Source organism: Conexibacter woesei DSM 14684 (assembly GCF_000025265.1).
In the GTDB taxonomy this organism is placed as follows: domain Bacteria; phylum Actinomycetota; class Thermoleophilia; order Solirubrobacterales; family Solirubrobacteraceae; genus Conexibacter; species Conexibacter woesei.
This window is the reverse complement of sequence record NC_013739.1, coordinates 3,611,367-3,632,599: the sequence shown is the minus strand read 5'-3', so window position 1 is coordinate 3,632,599 and position 21,233 is coordinate 3,611,367. Positions and strand designations below refer to the sequence as shown.

19 protein-coding genes are annotated in these 21,233 nt (G+C 73.3%); 12 read left to right on the top strand and 7 right to left on the bottom strand.

The features are described 5' to 3' along the window. Positions 1 to 11: 11 nt before the first annotated feature. Positions 12 to 1,088 carry an AbrB family transcriptional regulator gene (locus CWOE_RS17015; RefSeq protein ID WP_012934876.1) on the bottom strand — a complete coding sequence of 359 codons (1,077 nt, stop codon included), beginning with the start codon at positions 1,086 to 1,088 and terminating at the stop codon, positions 12 to 14. A gap of 121 nt (positions 1,089 to 1,209) precedes the next feature. On the opposite strand from CWOE_RS17015, the gene CWOE_RS30875 reads away from it, so the two are divergent. Together CWOE_RS30875 and CWOE_RS30870 are read left to right on the top strand one after the other, a co-directional pair. Next, positions 1,210 to 3,348: a HAMP domain-containing methyl-accepting chemotaxis protein gene (locus CWOE_RS30875; protein WP_012934875.1), complete on the top strand. Its 2,139-nt coding sequence runs from the start codon at positions 1,210 to 1,212 to the stop codon at positions 3,346 to 3,348. Positions 3,349 to 3,473: 125 nt separating this feature from the next. Beyond that, positions 3,474 to 5,582: a HAMP domain-containing methyl-accepting chemotaxis protein gene (locus CWOE_RS30870; protein ID WP_012934874.1), complete on the top strand. Its 2,109-nt coding sequence runs from the start codon at positions 3,474 to 3,476 to the stop codon at positions 5,580 to 5,582. Positions 5,583 to 5,609: 27 nt separating this feature from the next. Here CWOE_RS30870 and pepT read toward each other — a convergent pair whose 3' ends face one another. Next, positions 5,610 to 6,893 (bottom strand): peptidase T, encoded by a 1,284-nt coding sequence (gene pepT / locus CWOE_RS17000; RefSeq protein WP_012934873.1) that lies wholly within the window; start codon positions 6,891 to 6,893, stop codon positions 5,610 to 5,612. 41 nt (positions 6,894 to 6,934) lie between these two features. On the opposite strand from pepT, the gene CWOE_RS16995 reads away from it, so the two are divergent. Continuing rightward, on the top strand, positions 6,935 to 7,129 hold the full coding sequence (locus tag CWOE_RS16995) for a hypothetical protein (protein ID WP_012934872.1): 195 nt from the start codon (positions 6,935 to 6,937) through the stop codon (positions 7,127 to 7,129). A 23-nt stretch (positions 7,130 to 7,152) separates the two neighbouring features. Here CWOE_RS16995 and CWOE_RS30865 read toward each other — a convergent pair whose 3' ends face one another. Then, the gene (locus CWOE_RS30865) at positions 7,153 to 7,806 is read right to left on the bottom strand and encodes a hypothetical protein (RefSeq protein ID WP_012934871.1); all 654 of its coding nucleotides are present in this window, start codon (positions 7,804 to 7,806) and stop codon (positions 7,153 to 7,155) included. Positions 7,807 to 7,908: 102 nt separating this feature from the next. Between CWOE_RS30865 and CWOE_RS16985 the strand changes: the two genes are divergently transcribed. The 5 genes from CWOE_RS16985 (at position 7,909) to CWOE_RS16965 (ending at position 13,103) form a co-directional block, all read left to right on the top strand. Next, positions 7,909 to 9,174 carry a hypothetical protein gene (locus CWOE_RS16985; RefSeq protein WP_012934870.1) on the top strand — a complete coding sequence of 422 codons (1,266 nt, stop codon included), beginning with the start codon at positions 7,909 to 7,911 and terminating at the stop codon, positions 9,172 to 9,174. Between the two features lie 119 nt (positions 9,175 to 9,293). Continuing rightward, positions 9,294 to 10,121, top strand: a complete 828-nt coding sequence (locus CWOE_RS16980) for an ABC transporter permease (RefSeq protein ID WP_012934869.1) — start codon at positions 9,294 to 9,296, stop codon at positions 10,119 to 10,121. After that, entirely contained in the window at positions 10,118 to 10,858 is a 741-nt protein-coding gene (locus CWOE_RS16975) for an ABC transporter ATP-binding protein (RefSeq protein ID WP_012934868.1), read from the top strand. Before CWOE_RS16980 ends, CWOE_RS16975 begins: the two co-directional genes overlap by 4 nt. 29 nt (positions 10,859 to 10,887) lie before the next feature. After that, the gene (locus CWOE_RS16970) at positions 10,888 to 11,925 is read left to right on the top strand and encodes an ABC transporter substrate-binding protein (RefSeq protein WP_012934867.1); all 1,038 of its coding nucleotides are present in this window, start codon (positions 10,888 to 10,890) and stop codon (positions 11,923 to 11,925) included. Continuing rightward, on the top strand, positions 11,922 to 13,103 hold the full coding sequence (locus tag CWOE_RS16965) for an LLM class flavin-dependent oxidoreductase (RefSeq protein ID WP_012934866.1): 1,182 nt from the start codon (positions 11,922 to 11,924) through the stop codon (positions 13,101 to 13,103). The genes CWOE_RS16970 and CWOE_RS16965 overlap by 4 nt, the downstream gene beginning before the upstream one ends. On the opposite strand, the gene CWOE_RS16960 is transcribed toward CWOE_RS16965, so the two are convergent. Both CWOE_RS16960 and CWOE_RS34355 read right to left on the bottom strand, forming a co-directional pair. Further along, positions 13,087 to 13,857, bottom strand: a complete 771-nt coding sequence (locus tag CWOE_RS16960; RefSeq protein ID WP_012934865.1) for a hypothetical protein — start codon at positions 13,855 to 13,857, stop codon at positions 13,087 to 13,089. The genes CWOE_RS16965 and CWOE_RS16960 overlap by 17 nt on opposite strands. Positions 13,858 to 13,897: 40 nt before the next feature. Then, positions 13,898 to 14,629 (bottom strand): TetR/AcrR family transcriptional regulator, encoded by a 732-nt coding sequence (locus CWOE_RS34355; RefSeq protein ID WP_081425399.1) that lies wholly within the window; start codon positions 14,627 to 14,629, stop codon positions 13,898 to 13,900. Here CWOE_RS34355 and CWOE_RS16950 point away from each other — a divergent pair. Together CWOE_RS16950 and CWOE_RS16945 are read left to right on the top strand one after the other, a co-directional pair. Then, on the top strand, positions 14,568 to 14,909 hold the full coding sequence (locus CWOE_RS16950) for a nuclear transport factor 2 family protein (RefSeq protein WP_012934863.1): 342 nt from the start codon (positions 14,568 to 14,570) through the stop codon (positions 14,907 to 14,909). The two genes, CWOE_RS34355 and CWOE_RS16950, sit on opposite strands and share 62 nt — an antisense overlap. A 77-nt stretch (positions 14,910 to 14,986) precedes the next feature. After that, on the top strand, positions 14,987 to 15,442 hold the full coding sequence (locus CWOE_RS16945; protein ID WP_012934862.1) for a hypothetical protein: 456 nt from the start codon (positions 14,987 to 14,989) through the stop codon (positions 15,440 to 15,442). Here the strand turns inward: CWOE_RS16945 and CWOE_RS16940 are convergent. Continuing rightward, positions 15,414 to 17,345 carry a transglycosylase domain-containing protein gene (locus CWOE_RS16940; RefSeq protein WP_041730593.1) on the bottom strand — a complete coding sequence of 644 codons (1,932 nt, stop codon included), beginning with the start codon at positions 17,343 to 17,345 and terminating at the stop codon, positions 15,414 to 15,416. The two genes, CWOE_RS16945 and CWOE_RS16940, sit on opposite strands and share 29 nt — an antisense overlap. A gap of 250 nt (positions 17,346 to 17,595) precedes the next feature. On the opposite strand from CWOE_RS16940, the gene CWOE_RS16935 reads away from it, so the two are divergent. Together CWOE_RS16935 and CWOE_RS16930 are read left to right on the top strand one after the other, a co-directional pair. Continuing rightward, the gene (locus CWOE_RS16935) at positions 17,596 to 17,988 is read left to right on the top strand and encodes a DUF7144 family membrane protein (protein WP_012934860.1); all 393 of its coding nucleotides are present in this window, start codon (positions 17,596 to 17,598) and stop codon (positions 17,986 to 17,988) included. 8 nt (positions 17,989 to 17,996) lie between these two features. Continuing rightward, complete coding sequence (locus CWOE_RS16930; protein ID WP_012934859.1) at positions 17,997 to 19,340, top strand: DUF1254 domain-containing protein; 1,344 nt, start codon at positions 17,997 to 17,999, stop codon at positions 19,338 to 19,340. Between the two features lie 33 nt (positions 19,341 to 19,373). Here the strand turns inward: CWOE_RS16930 and CWOE_RS16925 are convergent, their stop codons facing one another. Continuing rightward, the gene (locus CWOE_RS16925) at positions 19,374 to 21,146 is read right to left on the bottom strand and encodes a DEAD/DEAH box helicase (protein ID WP_012934858.1); all 1,773 of its coding nucleotides are present in this window, start codon (positions 21,144 to 21,146) and stop codon (positions 19,374 to 19,376) included. Between the last annotated feature and the right edge of the window lie 87 nt (positions 21,147 to 21,233).

Here is a 21,233-nt window from a genome sequence, read left to right as displayed (position 1 = left end):
TCCTTCCACGGTCAGGGCGCCGTGACGCGTGGCCGCGCCCGATCGCCCAGCAGCAGCCGCACGGCGAACGGCGCGAGCAGCACCATGACGAGCAGCCGCAGGCCCTGCACGGCGACGACGAAGGTCGTGTCGGCGCCCGTGCCGACGGCCGCCGCGAGCACGACGTAGAGGCCGCCCGGCGTCGTCGCGAGGTAGGCGTCGAGCAGCGTCACGTGCGTCGTCGCGTGCAGCACGACCGCGAGCCCGAAGCAGGCGACCACGAGCGCGACGACCGACAGCACGACCGGCACCAGCAGCCGGCCGAGCCGGCGGATCGTCTCGACGGTGAAGCGCAGCCCGACCTGCAGGCCGATCGCGGCGAACGCCGCCTCGCGCAGCAGCGGCGGGACCGCGAAGCTGCCGTCGGGCAGCGCGAGCGTCAGCCCGGCCGCGAGCAGCAGCGGGCCGAGCAGCACGCCGGCCGGCAGCCGCACGAGCCGGCCGGCGGCGGCGCCGGCGAGCGCGATCGCGACCGTCGCGGCCCAGTCGCCGGCGGTGCCGAGGAACGGACCGTCACCGCCGCCGTCGCCGATGCCCGGCGCGCCGTGGTGGCCGGGGAAGAAGAGCGCGACGAGCAGCGGCGTCGCCAGCACGATCAGCAGCACGCGCGCGTACTGCATGAACGCGACGATCCGATCGTCGGCGCCCAGCTCGCGCGCCATCGTGACGATCCCCGAAGCGCCGCCGGCGACCATCCCGAGCGCGGCGGTCGGCTCGTCGACGTCCGTCACGCGCGCCATCACGTGGCCGGCGAGCAGGCACAGCAGCAGCGTCGCGGCGCTCACCAGCGCGACGGGCAGCCACGCGCCCGCGAGCGCGTCGAGCGACTCCGACTGCATGTAGCAGCCGAGCGTCACGCCGGTCAGCGCCTGCGCCGAGCGGAACGTGCCCTCGCCGAGTCTGAAGCGACCGGGCAGCCGCAGCGCGACGGCGAGGCCGACAACGAGCGCGCCGAAGAGCGTGGCGGAGGGAAGGCCGAGCGCGTCGAGCGCCCAGGCCACGAGCAGCGTGGCCGCGCCGAGCGCGAGCCAGGCGGCTGATCGCGGCATCGCGCGACCGAGGCTACCGCGCGCAGATCGGACATCCGCTGAGTACTGGCTACAGTCGACCGAACTGCGGCCGATCTATGGGCATGTCGCGCCAAGTTCATGTCGGGGGAAGGAACTGTTTGTGAAGCTGAATGTCCGGACGAAGCTGCTGAGCGGCTTCCTTGTCGTGATCGCGCTGATGGTCGTGGTCGGCGTCTTCGCGATCAGCCGAATGGGCGGTGTCAACGACACCGTCAAGGACGTCAACACCTCGGTCGTCCCGAGCCTGCAGGCGGTCGGGGCGATCAACGGGGACGTCTTCCGCTACCGCGGTGAGCAGCTCAGCTACATCGTCGACGAGCCGGCCGAGCGCCGCGACGCCGCGCGGTCGTTCGCCGACGCGCAGTCGAAGATCGCGACGCAGATCGGCGTGCTGCGCAGAAGCGTCAGCGGCGGCGAGCGGGCGATGGTCGCGCGCTTCGACGAGGCGTGGGGGAAGTACGTCAGCACGACGCAGGGCTTCACCATGGCGGCTGACAGCGACGACCACGCCGCCGCGCTCGCGGTGGTCCGCGGAGGCGAAGGGGCCGTCGCGTTCGACGACGTCACGACCCAGCTGCTCGCGCTCAACGACCGGCTGCAGAGACGCTCGTTCGCGCAGGTCGCCGACGCCGAGGACACCGTCTCCTCCGGCTCCACCACGATCGTCGTGCTGCTCGCGATCGCCGCTGTGATCGGGATCGCGATCGCGCTGCTGGCGGCGCGCACGATCGTCGGCGGCGTCCGCCAGCTGGTTCGCGCGGCGCGCGGGATCGCGAAGGGCGACGTCAGCCAGCGGGTCGAGATCAGATCGCGCGACGAGATCGGCGAGGCCGGCAGAGCGTTCGGCGAGATGGTCGACTACCTGGAGGAGACGGCCGGCGCCGCGAAGGCGATCGCGGCCGGTGACCTGACGGTCCATGTCGAGCCGAAGTCCGACGAGGACGTGCTGGGCCACGCGTTCGCCGAGATGACCGCGCAGCTGCGCGAGGCACTCGGCGACAGCTCGTCGCTGGAGGCGCTCGTGGAGCGGATGGAGACGCTCAGCGAGCAGGATCTCGCGGCGTTGGAGCACGCGCTCGCCGCGGTCGCCGCCGGTGACCTGACGGTCGCGGCGGTGACGACGACCGAGCCCCTGACCGCGGAGGAGGGAGCGCAGCTCGGCCGCCTCGCGGAGATCTTCAACGAGATGCTGCAGCGGCTGCAGTCCTCGGTGCACGGCTACGACGAGATGCGCGCGAGAGTCGCGGCAATGCTCAAGCAGATCGCGAGCGAGACGCAGGCGGTCGCCGCCGCCTCCCAGCAGATGGCGACGACGTCGGAGGAGACCGGCCGCGCGATCGGTGAGATCGCCTCCGCGGTCGGCGAGGTCGCGGCCGGAGCCGACCGGCAGGTGAAGACCGTCGGCGAGGCGCGGGAGGTCGGCGAGGCCGTCGTGCAGGCGGCGCAGATGTCGAGCGACAACGCCGAGCAGACCGCGCGCGCGGCCGAGCAGGCGCGCACCGTCGCCGAGGAGGGCGCCGAGACGATCGCGCGCGCCACCGAAGGGATGCAGGCGCTCGTCGAGGTCTCCTCGACGACGACCGAGGCGATGCGCGGGCTCGGCGCGAAGTCCGACCAGATCGGCGGCATCGTCGCGACGATCACCGGCATCGCGGAGCAGACGAACCTGCTCGCGCTCAACGCCGCGATCGAGGCGGCGCGGGCCGGCGAGCAGGGCCGCGGCTTCGCGGTCGTCGCCGAGGAGGTCCGCAAGCTGGCGGAGGAGTCGCGCGGAGCCGCCGCGTCGATCTCGGGCCTCGTCGCCGAGATCCAGCGCGACACCGGCGCCGCGGTCGAGGGCGTCGAGGCCGGCGGCGCGCAGATCGAGCAGGGCGTCGCGACGGTGCAGGACGCGCGCGAGGCGTTCCTGCGGATCGGCACCAGCGTCGAGGACATGAACGCGCGCGTCGGCGAGATCGCCGGCGCGGTCGCCGAGATCGTCGAGCGGGCCGGTCAGATGGGCGAGAACATGGCCGAGGTCGTGTCGGTCGCCGAGCAGTCGAGCGCGTCGACCGAGCAGGTGTCCGCCTCGACGCAGCAGACGTCCGCCTCCTCGCAGGAGATCGCCGCCAGCGCCCAGGAGCTGGCGAAGACGGCAGAGGAGCTGGAGCGGCTCGTGGGGCAGTTCACGCTGGAGGCGAGCGAGGCAGATGCGGTCGATCCGGCCGACCTGGAGACCGCGCTGAGCACAACCGATTGAACTCGCGTCCAGCCGCGACTGGACATCTCGGTGGCGCGTTGAAGCTCGGCGCGCAGCGACCGATCACGAGAGGGAGCCGGCCCCGGCAGCGGGGCCGGTCCTGGTCCCACGGAAGGGGTGTTCTCGTGAAACTGAGTGTTCGGACGAAGCTGCTCGGGGCGTTTCTCGCGCTCGTCGCGTTGATGGCCGGCGTCGGTGTCGTCGCGATCCAGCGGCTCGACCACGTCAACGCGATAACGGAGGTCGTCGGCAAGCAGAGCCTCGACGCCCTGCGCGTCGTGCAGACGATCGACGGCCAGCTCAGAACGTACCGAGAGCAGCAGCTGACGACGCTGGAGATTCCCGACCGCGCGGCGCAGCGGGACGTCCTGCTCGCGCTGGAGCAGCTCGAGAACACGATCTCGGTCCTGCTCGAGAACACGCGCGAGCGCGGCGCCGACAGAGAGGAGCGCCGGATCGGCGCCGAGCTCGACGACGCCTGGCAGGCGTACCTCGCCGCGACGAGACCGGCCGCCGCGGCGCTGCTGCGCGGCGACCGCGACGCCGCCTCGGCGGCGCTCACCGGTCCCGCCGCCGGCGACGCGTTCGCCGGCATCGGTTTCGGCACGCAGGCGGCGCTCGACCACCAGCAGGACCTCGCGACGCAGAAGGTGCAGCGCAGCACCGACTCCGTCAGCGAGACGCGCACGCTCGTGATCGTGCTGCTGGCCGGCGTCGCGCTCGTCGCGCTCGCGCTGGCGCTGTGGCTCTCGCGCGCGATCGTCGGCGGCGTCCGCCAGCTGGCGAAGGCGGCGCGCGGGATCGCGACCGGCGACGTCTCGCAGGAGGTCGCGGTCCGCTCGCGCGACGAGCTGGGCGACGCGGCCGAGGCGTTCCGCGCGATGGTCGTCTACCTGGAGGAGGCGGCGAGCGCCGCTCGGCGGATCGCGGCCGGCGACCTCGCGGTCGACGTCGAGCCGAAGTCCGAGCGGGACGCGCTCGGGCACGCGTTCGCCGAGATGAGCGCGCAGCTGCGCGATGCGCTCGGCGACCAGTCGTGCCTGGAGGAGCTGATCGAGCGGATGGAAGCGCTCAGCACGCACGACCTCGCGGACCTGGAGACAGCGCTCGCCGCCGTCGCCCGCGGTGACCTGACGGTCACCGCGCACCCGACGACCGAGCCGCTGCGCGCAGCGGGCGAGGACGCGTCGATCGGGCGCCTCGCGGAGATCTTCAACACGACGCTCGCGCGCACGCGCAGCTCCGTCGAGGGCTACAGCGCGATGCGCGAGAGAGTCGCCGCGATGCTGCGCCAGATCGCGCGCGAGACGCAGTCGGTCTCCGCCGCCTCCCAGCAGATGGCGCAGACCTCCGACGAGGCGGGCCGCGCGGTCGGCGAGATCGCCGCCGGCGTCGGCGAGGTCGCGGCCGGCGCCGAGCGCCAGGTGCGCACCGTCGAGGAGGCGCGCCGGCTCGCCGACGACGTCGTCGCGGCGACGCGCAGCTCGACCGGCGACGCCGAGGAGACCGCCCGCGTCGCGGAGGAGGCGCGCGGCGTCGCGGAGGAGGGCGCGGCGACCGTCGCGCAGGCGACGAGCGCGATGGCGGCGGTGCGCGAGTCCTCCGGCGAGGCGACCGCGGCGATCCGCGCGCTCGGCGAGAAGTCGGGGCAGATCGGCGGGATCGTCGCGACGATCACGGGGATTGCGGAGCAGACGAACCTGTTGGCGTTGAACGCCGCGATCGAGGCGGCGCGCGCGGGCGAGGCCGGCCGCGGCTTCGCGGTCGTCGCCGAGGAGGTCCGCAAGCTGGCGGAGGAGTCGCAGGGCGCGGCGCGCTCGATCGGCGGGCTGATCGCCGAGATCCAGAGCGAGACGGGCCGTGCGGTCGAGGTCGTCGAGAGCGGCGCACGGCAGACCGAGGACGGCGCGGCGACGGTCGAGCAGGCGCGCGCGTCGTTCGAGCGGATCGGCGGCTCGGTCTCCGACATGACCGTGCGGGTCGCGCAGATCGCCACCGCGATCGGCGAGATCTCCGAGCGCGCGGCGCGGATGGAGCGCAACATGGTCGACGTCGTGACCGTCGCCGAGCAATCCTCGGCGACGACCGAGCAGGTGTCGGCCTCGACGCAGCAGACGTCGGCCTCAGGGCAGGAGATCGCGGCGAGCGCGCAGGAGCTGGCGCACACCGTCGACCAGCTCGAGCGGCTCGTCGGTCAGTTCACGCTGGAACCGGCTGGCGCCGGTTCCAGTTGAGAGATCGGCTGGCGCCGATCTCTCGGCTCAGCCGGGCGTAGCCCACGCCTCCGCGAGCCGCACGAGCGTGGCCGCCGCGGCGGCCATCTCGTGCAGCGAGGCCCACTCGCGCACCGAGTGGTACTCGTGACCGCCGGTGAAGAGGTTCGGCGTCGGCAGGCCGCGGGCGCTCAGCAGCGAGCCGTCGGTGCCGCCGCGGATCGGCGTGCGGACCGGCGTCAGCCCCTCCGCGCGCAGCGCCCGCTCGGCCAGCTCGACGACCTCGGGCGTGGCCGCGAGGTGGTCGCGCATGTTCGGGTACTGGGGGCGCACGTCCAGCTCCATCGACGCGCGCGGCTCCTCCGCGACGATCCGCTCGGCGGTGCTGCGCAGCAGCTCGACGTGCTGGGCCAGGAGGTCGTCCTCGAAGTCGCGGACTATGAAGTGGACGGTCGCCTCGCCGGGGCTGGCGGTCACCTCGTGCGGGTGGATGAAGCCTTCCCGCCCCGACGTCGTCTCCGGCGTCAGCGTGTCCGACGGCAGCGCCGCGATCACGCGCGCGGCGAGGCGGGCGGCGTTGACGAGCTTGCCGGTCGCGAAGCCGGGGTGGACCTCGACGCCGTGGATCGTCAGGACCGCCTCGGCGGCAGTGAACGTCTCGTCCTGCAGCTCGCCGAGGTCGGAGCCGTCGACGGTGTACGCGCAGCGCGCGCCGAACCGCTCGATGTCGAAGTCGAGCCCGCCCTCGCCGATCTCCTCGTCGGGCGTGAAGCCGATCCGCAGCGTGGGGCGGGGGAGCTGCGGGTTGGCGGCGAGGTGCGCGACCGCGGCCATGATCTCCGCGACGCCGGCCTTGTCGTCGGCGCCGAGCAGCGTGTCGCCGCTGGACGTGACGAGCGTGTGGCCGCGCGCTCTGCCCAGCTCCGGCATCGCGGCCGGGTCGAGCACCGTGTCGCCGCGCGGGAGCGCGATCGGCGCGCCGTCGTAGTCGCGGTGGACGAGCGGCTCGACGCCCGCGGCCGGGGCATCAGGGCTCGTGTCGACGTGCGCGAGCAGCCCGACGACGGGCGCGTCGGCGACGCTCGCCGCCGGGTCGGCGCCGTTCGCCGGCAGCGTCGCCATCACGTAGCCGTTCGCCGTCAGCTCGGCGTCGGCGAGCCCGAGCGCGCGCAGCTCCTCGACGAGCAGGCGCGAGAGGTCGAGCTGCCCGAGCGTGCTCGGCCGTCTGCCGGTCGCGCGCGAGGACTGCGTGTCGATGCGGACGTAGCGGAGGAAGCGGTCGAGCAGGTCGGGCGCGAGCTGCTCTGCGAGAGATGAGGTGAACGGCGCCATATGAGGGCACCCTACCCCGGGGCACCTACACTCAGCGCTCCATGGCGAAGGCGTTCAAGCACTCCAAGCCGGTCAAGCCGAAGAAGAAGTGCTGCAAGTCCAAGCCGCGCTGCAAGCGCTGCCCCGTCGTGCTCAAGCGCCTCTCCCAGCGCGGCTTCGCCGAACGCCGGGAGGACGGCAAGTACGTGATGATCGACCTCGTCAAGAAGCGCGACATGAAGGACGCGCGGCGGTAGGAGACCGACCGCCGCGCTTCCGCTCAGGGCTGGTCGCGCAGGGCGAAGTAGAGGACGCTCGTGGCGAGCGCGGCGAGCGGCGCGACGAGCACGGTCACGGCCCACGTCACGAGGACGCGCACGACGTCGCCGCCCGCGAAGGCGAGCGCGCCGCCGACGATGCCCGCGCCGATCGTCAGCAGGAAGACGATCACGATCACGCCGAAGACGCCCCAGCCGTTGCCCTTCACGAGTTCCTGGCTGCGGCCCAGCGCCTCGATCACGCCACGCTGCTCCAGCACGACGACGGGCGCGACGACCGCCCAGATCGTCATCAGGAAGAGGCCCGGGATTATCAGGAGGATGAAGCCGATGCCGACGCCGATGCCGACGAGCAGCGACGCGAGGATCAACGTCAGCGCGACCGGCGCGACGCTGGCGAACAGGCTCGACACGGACGCGTCGAGCACGCCGTCGCGCACGTCGTCGACCAGTCTGACGACCATCCCCGTGTAGAAGGTGTGGGCGACGATGCCGATCGCCGAGGCGATCAGGACGAGCAGGCCCTCGTCGAAGACGAGCTCGGAGAGGGCGACGACGGCGAACACGACGAGCGCTGCGGGGATCAGCGCGCCCGCCTGCTGCTTGTAGATCGCGAACGCGCGACCGACGATCTCGGTGGGCTGGATGGTGGTCATACCCTGATTGTCGGTGTGGCGGCGGACAACTGAACCGGGGAACTCCCGCAACGCGTGCGGCGCCGGTGTGCGGCGCCGGCTCGCCCGTCATCATCTCGCCGCATGTCCTCGCGCCACCTCCTGCTCGCGACCGCCGCGGTCGTGCTGCTCGCCCTCGCTTCTGCGCCGCTCACGCAGGCCGCCTCCGCCACGCTCCCGCCGCCCCCGGCCGGCTGGCCCGCGACGCTCCAGCTCGGCCTCGCCGACGGCGCGGGTGGCGCGGCAGCGACGCGCGCGAAGTTCCGCACCGGGCTGCGCTACCAGTACCTCGCGGGCGGCGTGAACACGGGGAGAAGCTGGTCGACCTGGAACCCCGGCGGCGCGTTCGTGTCGAACTACGTGCGCGAGTCGCTGAAGGCGCGCACGACGCCGGTCTTCTCCTATTACATGCTGCGCCACTCGGCGCCCGGCGCGCGCGACCGCGACGAGGCGCGCGCCGACCTGCGCAACCTGCGCGAGCCGGCGACGATGAAGGCGTGGTACGAGGACCTGGCGCTCGCGTTCGCGCGCGCCGGCCGCTTCAAGCCCGCGAAGGTCGTCTTCCAGATCGAGCCCGACCTGTGGGCCTACATCCAGCAGGCGTCGAGGGACGACGACGCCGCGACCGTGCCGGCCGCCGTCGCCTCGACCGGGCTGCCGGCGCTCGCCGGGCTGCCCGATACGGCCGCTGGCTTCGCGCAGGCGATCGTGCGGCTGCGCGACCGCAACGCGCCGAACGTCCAGCTCGCCTACCACCTGAGCGACTGGGGCACGAGAACCGATCTCCACCTCAACCGGCCGAACGGCCGGCAGGTCGACGCGCTCGCGGCGCGCGCTGCCGCCTTCGAGCGCTCGCTCGGCGCGCGCTTCCAGCTGCTGTTCACCGATTGGGCCGACGCCGACGCCGGCTTCGAGCAGAAGATCCGCGGCGACGGCGGCGCCTCGTGGTGGGCGCCGGAGGACTTCCGCCGCGCGACGCGCTTCCTCGCCGGCGTCGTGCGCGGGACCGGCCTGCGCGCGGTCGTCTGGCAGCTGCCGCTCGGCAACACGGTGATGCGCGCGATGGACGACACCTGGGGCCACTTCCGCGACAACCGCGTGCAGACGCTGCTCGACGACTCGCGGCAGCGCGTGCTGAGACAGCTCGCGCGCGCCGGCGTGATCGGGCTGCTGTTCGGCGGCGGGGCGGAAGGGACGACCTGCGCGTGCGACTGGCGCAGAGACGGCGTCACGAACCCGCCGCAGGTGTTCGGCAGAACGCGCGACTCGCTCACCGCCGACGACGATGGCGGCTTCTTCCGCCAGCTCGCGCGCCGCTACGCGCGCGACCCGCTGCCCCTGCCGCGCTGAGGGGCGGCGCGGGGGCGGGGCGGCGCGGTGCGCGTCTCGCTGCCGCGCTGAGACGTGCGGGGTGAGGCGTCGTTCCGCACTAATTCGCCTATTCCGATCGGGATTGGTATGTTGGCGCAATGCCCCGCACCACGACCTGGATCCGCTGGCTCAGCCCGCTCGTGCTGCTCGCGCTCTGGCAGCTCGCCAGCGCGACCGGCGTGCTGCCGGAGAGAACGCTCGCGTCGCCGGTCGAGCTGTCGAAGACGGCGTGGGACCTGCTCGAGAGTGGGCAGCTGACCGAGGCGCTCGGCGTCTCGCTGCGGCGGGCGCTGCTTGGGCTGCTGATCGGCTCCGTCGCGGGCGTCGTGCTCGGCGTCGTCGTCGGGCTCTCGAAGCTCGGCGACGCGATCGTCGACCCGCCGATGCAGGCGATCCGCACGATCCCGCTGTTCGGGCTCGTACCGCTCTTCATCCTCTGGTTCGGGATCGGCGAGACGCCGAAGGTGCTGCTGATCGCGCTCGGCGTCGTGATCCCGCTCTACCTCAACATCGTCGCGGCGCTGCGCAGCATCGACCCTGAGCTGATCGAGGTCGCGCGCTCGCTGCGGCTGACGCGCTGGGAGCGCGCGCGGCACGTGATCGTCCCCGGTGCGCTGCCGGGCACGCTCGTCGGCTTCCGCCAGTCGCTCGGGATCGCCTGGCTGGCGCTGATCGTCGCCGAGCAGATCGCGGCCGGCGCCGGCCTCGGCTACATGATCAACAACGCGCGCGACTTCCTGCGCACGGACGTGATCGTCGTCGGCCTGCTCTGCTACGCCGCGCTCGGCCTGCTGACCGACTCGATCGTGCGCGCGCTGGAGCGGCGCGCGCTGCGCTGGCGCGACTCCGCGGAGCCCTCGCCCAGGGGGCTCGGCTTCCGTCGGAACTCCTCGCCTGGCGGCTCGGACTTCCAGGTGGCGCGATGACGGCAGTCGCCGCCCGCGCGAGCCACCCGACCGTCCGCCTCCGCGGCGCCGGCCGCGCGTTCGGCGACCACCGCGTCCTCACCGGCATCGACCTTGAGATCGCGCCGGGCGAGTTCGTCGCCGTCCTCGGCCGCTCCGGCTGCGGCAAGACGACGCTGCTGCGGCTGCTCGCCGGGCTCGACGACGGCACCACCGGGGAGATCGCCAGCGGCCGCGAGCCGGCCGTCGTCTTCCAGGACCCGCGGCTGCTGCCGTGGCGCAGCGCGCTCCAGAACGTCGCGCTCGGACTGCGCGAGCCGGGCGGCCGCGGCGCCGCGGCGAAGCGCGCGACCGATGCGCTCGCCGAGGTCGGCCTCGCCGGCCGCGAGAAGGCCTGGCCGCGCCAGCTCTCCGGCGGCCAGCGCCAGCGCGTCGCGCTCGCGCGGGCGCTCGTGCGGGAGCCCGACCTGCTGCTGCTCGACGAGCCGTTCAGCGCGCTCGACGCGCTCACGCGCGTCTCCGCGCAGCGGCTCGTGCGCGAGCTGTGGGAGCGCCACCGCCCGGCGGTGCTGCTCGTCACGCACGACGTCGAGGAGGCGCTGCTGCTGGCGGATCGCCTCCTGCTGCTGGAAGGCGGGCGCGTCTCCTACGACGAGCGCTTCGACCTCCCGCGACCCCGCCGTCGCGACCACCCCGAGCTGGTCGCCCGTCGCAGCGAGCTGCTGCGGCGGCTCGGCGTCGACGACGCCGGCGAATAGCCCGTCCACAACCCAGGAGCCAGACCACCATGCCGACCTCGTTCCGCCGTGCAATCTCGATGCTGCTCGTACTCGCGCTGCTGCCGCTCGGCCTGGCGGCGTGCGGTGGTGATGACGACGGCGGCGGCGCGGACACGGCGGCGGCCGCGAGCGGCGACGGTGGCGGCGAGAGCGGCGGCGAGAAGGTCAAGCTGCGCGTCGGCGTGCAGAAGGACGGCATCCGCGCCGTGCTCGGCAAGTCCGGCCAGCTCGACGACCTGCCGTACGAGATCGAGTGGTCGACGTTCCAGGCCGGGCCGCCGCTCGTCGAGGCGGCCGGCGCCGACAAGATCGACATCGCGTGGGTCGGCTGCGCGCCGCCGATCTTCGGCGCCGCCGCCGGCGCGGAGTTCAAGGTGATCGCCGCGGTGCAGGAGCGCGACAGACAGGAGAACCGCCTGCTCGTGCCGAGAGACTCGGAGATCAGAGCGATCGCGGACCTGAAGGGCAAGAAGATCGCCGTTCCGAAGGGAACCTCCGGCCACGCCTTCATCCTCAACGCGCTGCAGAGCGAGGGGCTGAGCACCGACGACGTCGAGTTCGCGTTCCTCGCGCCGCCCGACGCCCTCGCCGCCTACCAGAACGGCGCGGTCGACGCGATCTCGATCTGGGACCCGTTCGCGATCCAGGCGCAGCAGTCGCTCGGCGCGCGCGAGATCGTCGCGGGCGAGCCGCACGAGCGCGGGCTCGGCTTCGAGATCGCCTCCGCGAAGGCGCTGGAGGACCCGGCGAAGGTCGAGGCGATCAGAGACTACGTCAGACGGCTGAGCGCGGCGTGGGAGTGGGCCGGCGAGAACCCCGACGAGTGGGCGGCGGCATGGACCGAGGACACGAGACTGCCGCTGTCGGTGACGAGAGCCGCGGCGCGCAGAAAGGCGTCCGACATCATCCCGCTCGACGACACGATCGTCGCCTCCCAGCAGAGACTCGCCGACCTCTTCACCGAAGAGGGCGAGCTGCCCGGCGAGGTGACGTTCACCGACATCGTCGACACCTCCGTGCTGGGGGAGAGCGGAGGCGCGAGATGAGCGTCGCGCTGCACTGGTTCCTGCCGACGACGGGCGACTCGCGCACCGACCTGTCGAAGGGCAACGCCGTCGGGGCGCGCAAGCACCTCGACTTCAGCGGCGCGAGCGAGCGCACGCCCGACGTCGGCTACATCGGGCAGATCGCGCGCTCAGCCGAGCAGCTCGGCTTCGACGCCGCGCTGACGCCGACGAGCAGTTGGTGCGAGGACGCGTGGGTGCTGACGGCGGCGCTGACGCAGGTGACCGAGCGGCTCAGATTCCTCGTCGCGTTCCGGCCCGGCCTCGTCTCGCCGACGCTCGCCGCGCAGATGGCGGCGACGTTCCAGCGCGTCTCCGGCAACCGCCTGCTGCTCAACGTCGTGACAGGCGGCGACGACGTCGAGCAGCGCCGCTTCGGCGACTTCCTGACGAAGGACGAGCGCTACGAGCGGGCGGGCGAGTACCTCGCCGTCGTGCGCGCGGCGTGGGCGGGCGAGCCGGTCTCGTTCGCCGGCAGATTCGTCGAGGTCGAGGACGCGCACGTGCCCAACCCGCCCGAGCAGGCGCCGGGGATCTACCTCGGCGGCTCCTCCGCGCCCGCGCTCGACGTCGCCGCCAGATACGCCGACGTGTACCTGACCTGGGGCGAGCCTCCGGCGCAGGTGGCGGAGAAGCTCGTGCGTGTGCGCGCGGCGGCCGAGCGCGCCGGCCGCCAGCTGCGCTACGGGATCCGCCTGCACGCGATCGCGCGCGACACGTCCGAGGAGGCATGGGCGGAGGCCGACCGGCTGCTGGCGGGCATCGACGCCGACGCGATCGAGCGGGCGCAGGCGACGCTGCGCTCCTCGCAGTCGGAGGGCCAGGCGCGGATGGTCGCGCTGCACCGCGGCAGAACCGATGCGCTGGAGATCTACCCGAACCTGTGGGCCGGCGTCGGGCTCGTGCGCGGCGGCGCCGGCACCGCCCTCGTCGGCTCCCACGCGGAGGTCGCCGACCGCATCGCCGAGTACCACGAGCTGGGGATCGACGAGTTCATCCTGTCCGGCTATCCGCACCTGGAGGAGGCGTACCGGGTCGGCGAGGGCGTGATCCCCGAGTTGCGGCGGCGGGGGCTGCTGGCGGAAGCCGCGGCGGCGCGCGGCGCCGGCGGCCGCGGTGCCGGCGCGGGCGCCCGCGCCGCGCTCAGCGGCGCACGGTGAGCAGCGTGCGCACGCGCTTCTCCGCGCGCGGGTCGGCGGTCGACTTCTGCAGGTAGGAGCAGACCGTCCAGCGACCGGCCGCCAGGCGCGGGGTGCGGAGGTCGAAGGAGATCCGGCCGCCGACGTTGCCGACCGCGCCGATCCGCCGCTCGCTCTGGTGCGAGGCGTCGGCCTGGCCGCAGGCGACGCGGCCGCGCAGCAGCCGCACGAGCAGCAGCCGTCTGGGGACCTCGGCCTCGCCGCGGAAGCGCAGGCGCACACGCTGTCCGGCGCGCGGTCTGCGCGGCGCGGTCAGCCTCAGCACGTGACGCGGCGGGCGCAGCTTCACCGTCAGCGAGGCGGTCGCGACGGTGTCGATGATGAACTCGGTGTAGGCGCAGATCAGCACGGTGCTCTCGCCGTCGCCGCTGATCGTCACCGGCTGGGTGTAGGAGAACGGGCCGGCAGCGAGGTTCGCGCCCCACTGGACCGTCCAGCCGTCGTCCTCGGAGGCGGCGGGCGCGCAGGTCGGCGTCACGTCCTTGTCCTTCGCCTTGATGACGAGGTCGTAGGTCTGGTCCCGCGGCGGGTTCGTCCCTTCGGCGATGACGGGAAACGGCTTGTCGAGCACCGCGTCGTTCGTGCCGGGTCTGAGCGTCAGCGTCGCGCCGGGGTAGTCGGCGGCGGCGAGCGGCGGGAGCGCGAGAACGGCTGCGAGGGTCAGCACCGGCGCGAGCAGGCGCGCGGCGGCCGGGAGGCTAAGGGGGAGGCGCATGCAGAGCGACCTACCCCGCCGGCCCGGGGGACCGAACGTGTCATGCGGGCGTTCGTGCGGCGCGGCCACCGACCAGCCCGGCGATCAGCGCGTCGAGCGCGTAGCCGAACGCATGCTCGAAGTCGACCGCGGGCGCGTGCCCGTCCAGCTCGTAGGCGACGTGGCCGTTCGTGAGGCCGATCAGCGCGGTCCACGCTTCGAGCGCGGCGGCGGGCGGCAGTCCGGCGGCGCCGAGCGCGTCGAGCGCTGCGTTCGCCGGAGCGCTCAGCGCGGGCGTCGTCGCGCGGGTCGCCTGCACCAGCGGCGCGGCGTTCGGGTGGCGCAGGTAGGCGCGGCGGATCGCGCGCAGCGTGCCGCGGAGCCGTCGCTCCCACGGCGCCTCGGGCGGCGGCAGCGCGATCTCGCGCGCGACGAGGTCGGCGACGCCGTCGAGCAGCGCGCGCTTGTCCGCGACGTGGTTGTAGAGCGCCATCGGCGTGACGCCGAGCGTGTCGGCGACCCGCCGCATGCTGACCGCCTCGGCGCCCTGCGCGTCGACGCAGGCGAGCGCGGCGCGCAGGATCGTGTCGCGGTCGAGCGGCGGGCGCGGGGCGGTGGCGCGCTGGGCAGCGGCTGGCGATCTCGCCGGGGGTGGCTCGGCCGAGGCCCGATTCGCTCCGTCTCTGTCGGGTATACGATGTATATGTACAGTGTAGACCTCAGGAGCGACGATGACACTCGTGCAGGAGCTGAGCGCGATCGAGCGCGAGCTGGCCGCCGGTGACGGCGACACCTACCGCCGCCGGCTGACCGACGACGCGGTCGTGATCGTCCCGGGCATGCGGCTCGACAAGGCCGAGTGCGCCGCCGCGATGGACGACAGTCAAGGCTGGGACGCGGTCGCGTTCGAGCAGGAGCGGGCGGTCGCGCTCGACGCGACGGCCGCGCTGCTGACCTATCGCTTCGACGGCGCCCGCGGCAGCGTCCGCTACACGGCGCTGATGTCGAGCGTCTACGTCAGACGAGAGGGCGCGTGGCTGATGGCGCTCCATCAGCAGACCCCGCTGGAGTAGCGCCGGCGTGCCACTTGACGCCGCCGCCCCGGTTCGGGGACGATGGCGTTTCTGTTCCGAGCGACCGGGGGGTCGAGATGTTCATCAAGAGTGGATTCACGCTGCTGCTCACCGCAGCAGCGCTGGCGGCGGCGACCGCGACGGCGAGCGCCGGCCCGATAGGTGGACCGTACGCCGGCACGGGCAGAGCGACGTTCGTGGGCGCATTGGGCGCGACGACGTGCAACGCCTCGATTCAAGGGTTCACCGACGACAACAGCGTCGACCTAGCCTCGTTCACCGCGTGCACAGGCGTCGGCTCGTTGGCGGCGGCGACCGGCCTCTCGTGGCCGATCACGTGGTCGGGTTCGACGGGGACGATGCCGAGCCAGATATACCTCACGTTCTTCGGGACGCCCTGCCTCTACAGCGGCACGCTGACGGTCGTCCACACGACCACGCCGTCTGCGCTGACCGCAAGCGGGGCGGTGACGCGCACTGGCCCACCGATCTGCCCGGCCACACTCAACGCGAGAATCGCCGTGACGCTCTGACGCTGGGCGCGCCCGCCGCGCTCTGGTACGTGCCGTCGAACGGGACCGCGGAGAACGGCGTCTGCGGCGCCGGGAAGTCGTCGCACGCGGAGCCGATCGCGGACTGCATGTACTCCTGCCAGATCGGCGCGGGGATCGTCGCGCCGAAGACCTCGCCGTAGCCGGGCACCGCGCTCATCGACGTCGTCTCGTCCGGATAGCCGACCCAGACGGCGGTCGACAGCGTCGGCGTGAAGCCGTCGAACCACGCGTCGGTGAAGCTGCTCGTCGTCCCGGTCTTGCCGGCCGCGGGGCAGCCGATCCCCATGCCGGCGGCGGTGCCGTGGTCGAGCACGCCCTTCAGCGCGTCCACGACCTTGGCGGCCTGGCCGTCGGTGAACTCCTGGCGCCGGACCGGCGCGGTGCGGTCGACGCGGCCGTCGGGCAGCTCGACGCTCGCGATCGCGCTGACGCGGTTGCGCCAGCCGCCGTCCGCGATCGTCGCGTACGCGTCCGCCATCTCCAGCGGCGTGACGCCGGTCCGCAGGCCGCCGATCGACTCCGCCGGGAACGCGTCGAGATGCGAGGTGACGCCCATGTCGTACGCCGTCTGGCGCACCGAGTCGGCTCCGAGATCGGCGCCGAGCTGCGCGTAGACGGTGTTGTCGGAGACCGCGATCGCGTCGGCGAGGCTGATCGAGCCGCGGTAGACGCCGTCGTCGGTCTGCACGCTCCAGGTCGGCTCCGTCGGCAGCCAGCCGGCGCCCAGCTCGTGCGAGTCGTAGTAGGTCGTGTCGGGGTCGACCCCGCGCCGCACCGCGTCCATCAGATCGATCGCCTTGAACGTCGAGCCCGGCTGGCGGTGGGCGAAGGCGGCGTAGTCGAACTGCGTCTCGCCATAGGTCGTGGAGGAGACGAGCGCACGGATCGCGCCGTCGCTCGGGTCGACCGAGGCGAGCGCCGCCTGCGGCTGACCCGGCTGGCCGAGGTGGTCGGCGATCGCCTGGCGGCCGAGCGCCTGCAGCCGCGGGTCGATCGTCGTGTGGACTCTCAGCCCGCCGCGCCGCAGCACCGCCGGCTCGTAGCGCGCCCGCAGCTCGCGCGCGACGTAGTCGACGACGTACGGCTCGCTGCGGGCGCCGAAGAAGTCGTTGCGGCGGACGCCGAGCGGCGCACGCCCGGCGCGCGCGGCCTGCGCCTGGGTCAGGTCGCCGCTGCGGACCATCGCCGCCAGCACCTCCGCACGCCGCTCCTTCGCCCTCCGCGGGTGCAGGAACGGGTTGTCGAGCGTCGGCGCCTGCGGCAGACCCGCCAGCAGCGCCGCCTGCGGCAGCGTCAGGTGCTCCGCCGGGCGGTCGAAGAAGACGTGCGCCGCCGCCCCGATCCCGACCGCCGTCTGGCCCCCGACGGTGCCGTACGGGACGTTGTCGAGGTAGTGGTCGAGGATCCATCCCTTCGTGTGCTCGCGGTCGAGCTGGTCGGCGAGCGCCGCCTCGCGGATCTTGCGCTCGAGCGTCCGGTTGGCGCCGCTGCCGGGCAGGTAGAGGTTGCGCACGAGCTGCATCGTCAGCGTCGAGCCGCCTTGCACGGTGCGGTCCGAGACGAGGTTCTGCAGCGCCGCGCGCGCGACCCCGACGTAGTCGATCCCGCCGTGGTGGTAGAAGCGGCGGTCCTCGATCGCGATCGTCGCGCGCTTCGTCGTGGCGGTGACGCCGCGTCCGTCGAGCGGGACGCGCAGCACGTCGCCGGCGATGAACCCGAGCCGGCTGCCGTCGGAGCCGTAGACCGTCGTGACCGCCGGCTGCGGTCGCGGCCGCAGCTGGTCGAGCGTCGGCGCGTCGTCGACGACGTGGACGACCCAGCCGGCGAAGACGGCGGCCGCGGTGCAGGCGCCGGCCAGCAGGACGACCGCGAGCGTCACCACGACGGTGCGGAGCGGACGACCCCTGTGCCGCCTGCGCTGTCGTTCTCGACGGCTCACGAAGCTCCGACCAGTCGCGATCCTGAACGGTTGACGCCGGACTCCCGAGTGTAGGCGGGCCGGCGTTCGCGTCCAGCGCGACACACCGGCTTCCTACCGCGCCGCGCCCGGCATCACCCTGAGCAGGTGATGCCGCCTCACCCCCGGGCCGCAGAGGCTGGAAACCTGGCAATCGCAACCGGGAGGACGTGCCATGAGCACAGCACCGGCAGGAGCGTCGCGCACCAGCGGATGGGTCATGTTCGTCGGCGTCTATCTCGGCGTCGCGGGCATCCTCAACGCGCTGTGGGGGATCGCGGCGCTGGCCGAGAAGTCGAACTTCCACGAGGACAGCCTCATATGGTCGTCGCTGTCGACGTGGGGCTGGGTCGTCCTGATCGTCGGCGCGATCCAGATCGTCGGCGCGCTGCTCGTCGCCTCGCGGCGGGCCGGGGGCGCCGTGATCGCCGGCTTCCTCGCGTTCCTCGGGCTGCTCGTCAACTTCCTCTCGCTCGGCGCCTACCCGGTCTGGTCGGTGATCCTGCTCGCCATCGACGCGCTGATCCTGTGGGCGGTGACGGTGCACGCCGACGAGTTCGTCAGCTGAGCCCCACGATGGCCGACGAGGACCTGTCCGCACTCGCCGCCGCGGCGTACGTCTACGGCTTCCCGCTGGTCTTCGACCTCGAGCAGGTGCAGCGCTTCAGCGAGCGCGGGCTGGGCCAGCTGCGGGCGGCACCGTTCAACACGTTCGCGCACGCTGCGAAGCTGGCGACGCCGCAGGACACGTTCGTCAGCGTCAACAACGACACGCTGTACTCGATCGCCCAGCTCGACCTCAGCGCCGGGGCGCAGCTGCTGCACGTGCCCGACAGCGACGGCCGCTACTACGTGCTGCAGTTCGTCGACGCGTGGACGAACAACTTCGCCTACGTCGGCCGGCGGGGGACCGGCACGGGGGAGGGGACGTTCCTGCTGACGCCGCCCGGCTGGAGCGGCACGGTGCCCGCAGGAGCGCGGCGGATCGCCGTCCCGACCGGCGTCGCGACGATCGTCGGGCGCTGGGCGTGCGAAGGGACCGCCGACGTGCCGGCGGTGCGCGCGCTGCAGCAGCAGCTGACGCTGACCGACGCGAACGGCGATGCGGACGCTGGCAGCGGCGGTGGCGTGCCGACGGCCGGGGAGGGGCTGCCCGAGGCGGTCGCGTTCTTCGAGCGGCTGCGCGTGTGGATGGCGGCGTTCCCGCCGTCGGCGCCCGAGCAGGCGTTGCAGCGCCGCTTCGCGCCGCTCGGGCTGCTCGACGAGCACGCCTCGTTCGGGCACGCGTCGGCGTCGCTGACCGATGTGCTCGCCGCTGGGTACGCGGCAGGGCAGAAGCGGCTGGAGGAGGCGAGCCACGGCGGCCTCTCGGAGCCGGTCAACGGCTGGAGCACGCTCCTGCACATGTTCGACTACAACGCCGACTGGTTCGAGCTGGGGACGCTCGACACGCCCGAGTGGAAGATCGCCGACCGCGAGCGGGCGCACGTGCTGCGAGCCGTCGCGGCGCGCGTCGGGCTGTGGGGCAACCACGCCTACGAGGCGTTCTACGCGCAGGTCTTCGACGACGCCGACGGCGAGCGGCTCGATGGCGGCCGCCGCTATGAGATCCGCTTCGAGACGCTGCCGCCGGTCGACGCGTTCTGGTCGCTGACGATGTACGACACGCCTGACTACTACCTCGTCGCGAACCCGCTCGAGCGCTACTCGATCGGCGACCGCACACGCGGGCTCGTCCGCGCCGCCGACGGCTCGCTGACGCTCGTGCTCCAGCACGAGCAGCCGGACGAGCCCGAGCGGCGGGCGAACTGGCTGCCGACTCCGGCCGGCGGCTTCCGCCCGCTGATGCGGCTCTACCAACCGCGGCCGGAGGTGCTGGAGGGGCGCTACGAGCTGCCGCCGGTCGTGCGGGTCGGCTGAGGCGCGCCGGGCGGTGCCGCCCGGCGCGGCGCGTTACCCCTCCTGCGGCGCGGTGCCGCGCTCGAAGCGCTCGCGGCGGACGTTCGCCTTGCGGCCCTTGATCGTGCTGCCGCGCAGCGCGATCACGACCTCGTCGGCCCTCGCGGCGGGGATCTCGACGAGCGAGAAGCGGTCCGAGATCTCGATCGCGCCGATCTCGCGGCCGGTCAGCTGCGACTCGCCGGTGATCGCGCCGACGAGATCCTGCGGGCGGATGCCGGCGCTGCGACCGGCGCCGACGAACAGCCGCGTCGTCGGCCCGCTCGGCCCGCCGCCGCGAGGGTGTCTGCCGCGGTAGCCGCTCGCGCCGCCGCCGCCGCCCGCGCCGCCCGGCCCGCGCGCGCCGCCGCGGCCGCTCGGACCGCCGCGCTCCTTGAACGGGCGCGGCTGGACGTCGGGGATCTCCTCCTCGTCGTCGGAGCCGCCGCCGCTCGCCTCGTGCGCGAGCTTGACCGCGGCGAGCGCGACCTCCATCACGTCGAACTCGTCGGCGAGCGTCTCGACGACGACGCGGAAGCGGGCGAGGTCGTCGCCGTCCTCAAGCAAGGACTCGTTCAGCGCCGCGCGCGTCATCTCCAGCTTGCGCGCGTGGAGGTCGGCGACGGTCGGGATCTTCTCGATCGCGATCCGCTGCTTGGTGACGCGCTCGATCGTCTTCAGGTAGCGGTGCTCGCGCGGCTCGGCGAGCGTGATCGCCGCGCCCTCGCGCCCCGCGCGCCCGACGCGCCCGATGCGGTGGACGTACGACTCCGGCGAGGACGGCACGTCGTAGTTGACGACGTGCGTCAGCTGCTCGACGTCGAGGCCGCGGGCGGCGACGTCGGTCGCGACGAGCAGGTCGGCGGTGCCGTTGCGCAGGCGCGCCATCACGCGGTCGCGCTGCTCCTGCGTCATGCCGCCGTGCAGCGCCTCGGCGCGGTAGCCGCGGCCGTTCAGCGTCTCGGTCAGCTGGTCGACCTCGTCGCGCGTGCGGCAGAAGACGATCGCCGCCGTCGGCGACTCGACGTCGAGCACGCGGCCGAGCGCGGCCGGCTTGTGCGCGCGGGCGACGACGTAGGCGCTCTGGCGCACCAGCGGCGTGTCGCCGGCGCTCGTCTCGCGCGCGATCTCGATCCGCACCGGGTCGCTCAGGTGCGCTCTCGCGATGCGGTCGATGCGCGGCGGCATCGTCGCGGAGAAGAGGACCGTCTGGCGGCCGCCGTCGGGCGTCTCGGCGAGGATCGACTCGATGTCCTCGGCGAAGCCCATGTCGAGCATCTCGTCGGCCTCGTCGAGCACGACGATTCTCAGCTCGTCGAGCCGCAGCGTGTTGCGCGAGATGTGGTCGAGCACGCGCCCGGGCGTGCCGACGACGACGTCGACGCCGCGCTTGAGCGCGTTCAGCTGGCGGCCGATCGGCTGGCCGCCGTAGATCGGCAGCACCCGCGCGCCGAGCGACCTGCCGTAGCGATGGAGCGCCTCGGAGACCTGGACCGCCAGCTCGCGCGTCGGCACGAGCACGAGCGCGAGCGGCCCGATCGCCGAGCGTCCGGGCTCCATCCGCTGCAGGATCGGCAGCGCGAACGCCGCCGTCTTGCCGGTGCCGGTCGCCGCCTGGCCGAGCAGGTCGCGGCCTTCCAGCAGCGGCGGGATCGCCTCGCGCTGGATCGGCGTCGGCTCCTCGTAGCCGAGGCCGGTGAGCGCGTCGAGCAGCTCGCGGCGGAGGGCGAGATCGGCGAAGGTCGTCGTGTCGGAGGCGTCGTCGGAGGGCGCGGGGGAGACGGTCATTGCAGCCATTGTCGCTGGTTGCGCGCTGCGCACGCGGGCCGGTGGCGCCGGACGGCGCACCGAAACGCGGCTTGTTGGCGCCCGGCC

What these genes read in the sequence shown, in the direction of transcription:
- CWOE_RS16980 (WP_012934869.1), top strand. Translation starts at nt 9,294, where the DNA reads ATGCCCCGCACCACGACCTGGATCCGCTGGCTCAGCCCGCTCGTGCTG.
- CWOE_RS16965 (WP_012934866.1), top strand. Translation starts at nt 11,922, where the DNA reads ATGAGCGTCGCGCTGCACTGGTTCCTGCCGACGACGGGCGACTCGCGC.
- CWOE_RS16970 (WP_012934867.1), top strand. Translation starts at nt 10,888, where the DNA reads ATGCCGACCTCGTTCCGCCGTGCAATCTCGATGCTGCTCGTACTCGCG.
- CWOE_RS16925 (WP_012934858.1), bottom strand. Translation starts at nt 21,146, where the DNA reads ATGACCGTCTCCCCCGCGCCCTCCGACGACGCCTCCGACACGACGACC.
- CWOE_RS16975 (WP_012934868.1), top strand. Translation starts at nt 10,118, where the DNA reads ATGACGGCAGTCGCCGCCCGCGCGAGCCACCCGACCGTCCGCCTCCGC.
- CWOE_RS16985 (WP_012934870.1), top strand. Translation starts at nt 7,909, where the DNA reads ATGTCCTCGCGCCACCTCCTGCTCGCGACCGCCGCGGTCGTGCTGCTC.
- CWOE_RS17015 (WP_012934876.1), bottom strand. Translation starts at nt 1,088, where the DNA reads ATGCCGCGATCAGCCGCCTGGCTCGCGCTCGGCGCGGCCACGCTGCTC.
- CWOE_RS16945 (WP_012934862.1), top strand. Translation starts at nt 14,987, where the DNA reads ATGTTCATCAAGAGTGGATTCACGCTGCTGCTCACCGCAGCAGCGCTG.
- CWOE_RS16935 (WP_012934860.1), top strand. Translation starts at nt 17,596, where the DNA reads ATGAGCACAGCACCGGCAGGAGCGTCGCGCACCAGCGGATGGGTCATG.
- CWOE_RS16995 (WP_012934872.1), top strand. Translation starts at nt 6,935, where the DNA reads ATGGCGAAGGCGTTCAAGCACTCCAAGCCGGTCAAGCCGAAGAAGAAG.
- CWOE_RS16930 (WP_012934859.1), top strand. Translation starts at nt 17,997, where the DNA reads ATGGCCGACGAGGACCTGTCCGCACTCGCCGCCGCGGCGTACGTCTAC.
- CWOE_RS30865 (WP_012934871.1), bottom strand. Translation starts at nt 7,806, where the DNA reads ATGACCACCATCCAGCCCACCGAGATCGTCGGTCGCGCGTTCGCGATC.
- CWOE_RS16950 (WP_012934863.1), top strand. Translation starts at nt 14,568, where the DNA reads ATGACACTCGTGCAGGAGCTGAGCGCGATCGAGCGCGAGCTGGCCGCC.
- CWOE_RS16960 (WP_012934865.1), bottom strand. Translation starts at nt 13,857, where the DNA reads ATGCGCCTCCCCCTTAGCCTCCCGGCCGCCGCGCGCCTGCTCGCGCCG.
- pepT (WP_012934873.1), bottom strand. Translation starts at nt 6,893, where the DNA reads ATGGCGCCGTTCACCTCATCTCTCGCAGAGCAGCTCGCGCCCGACCTG.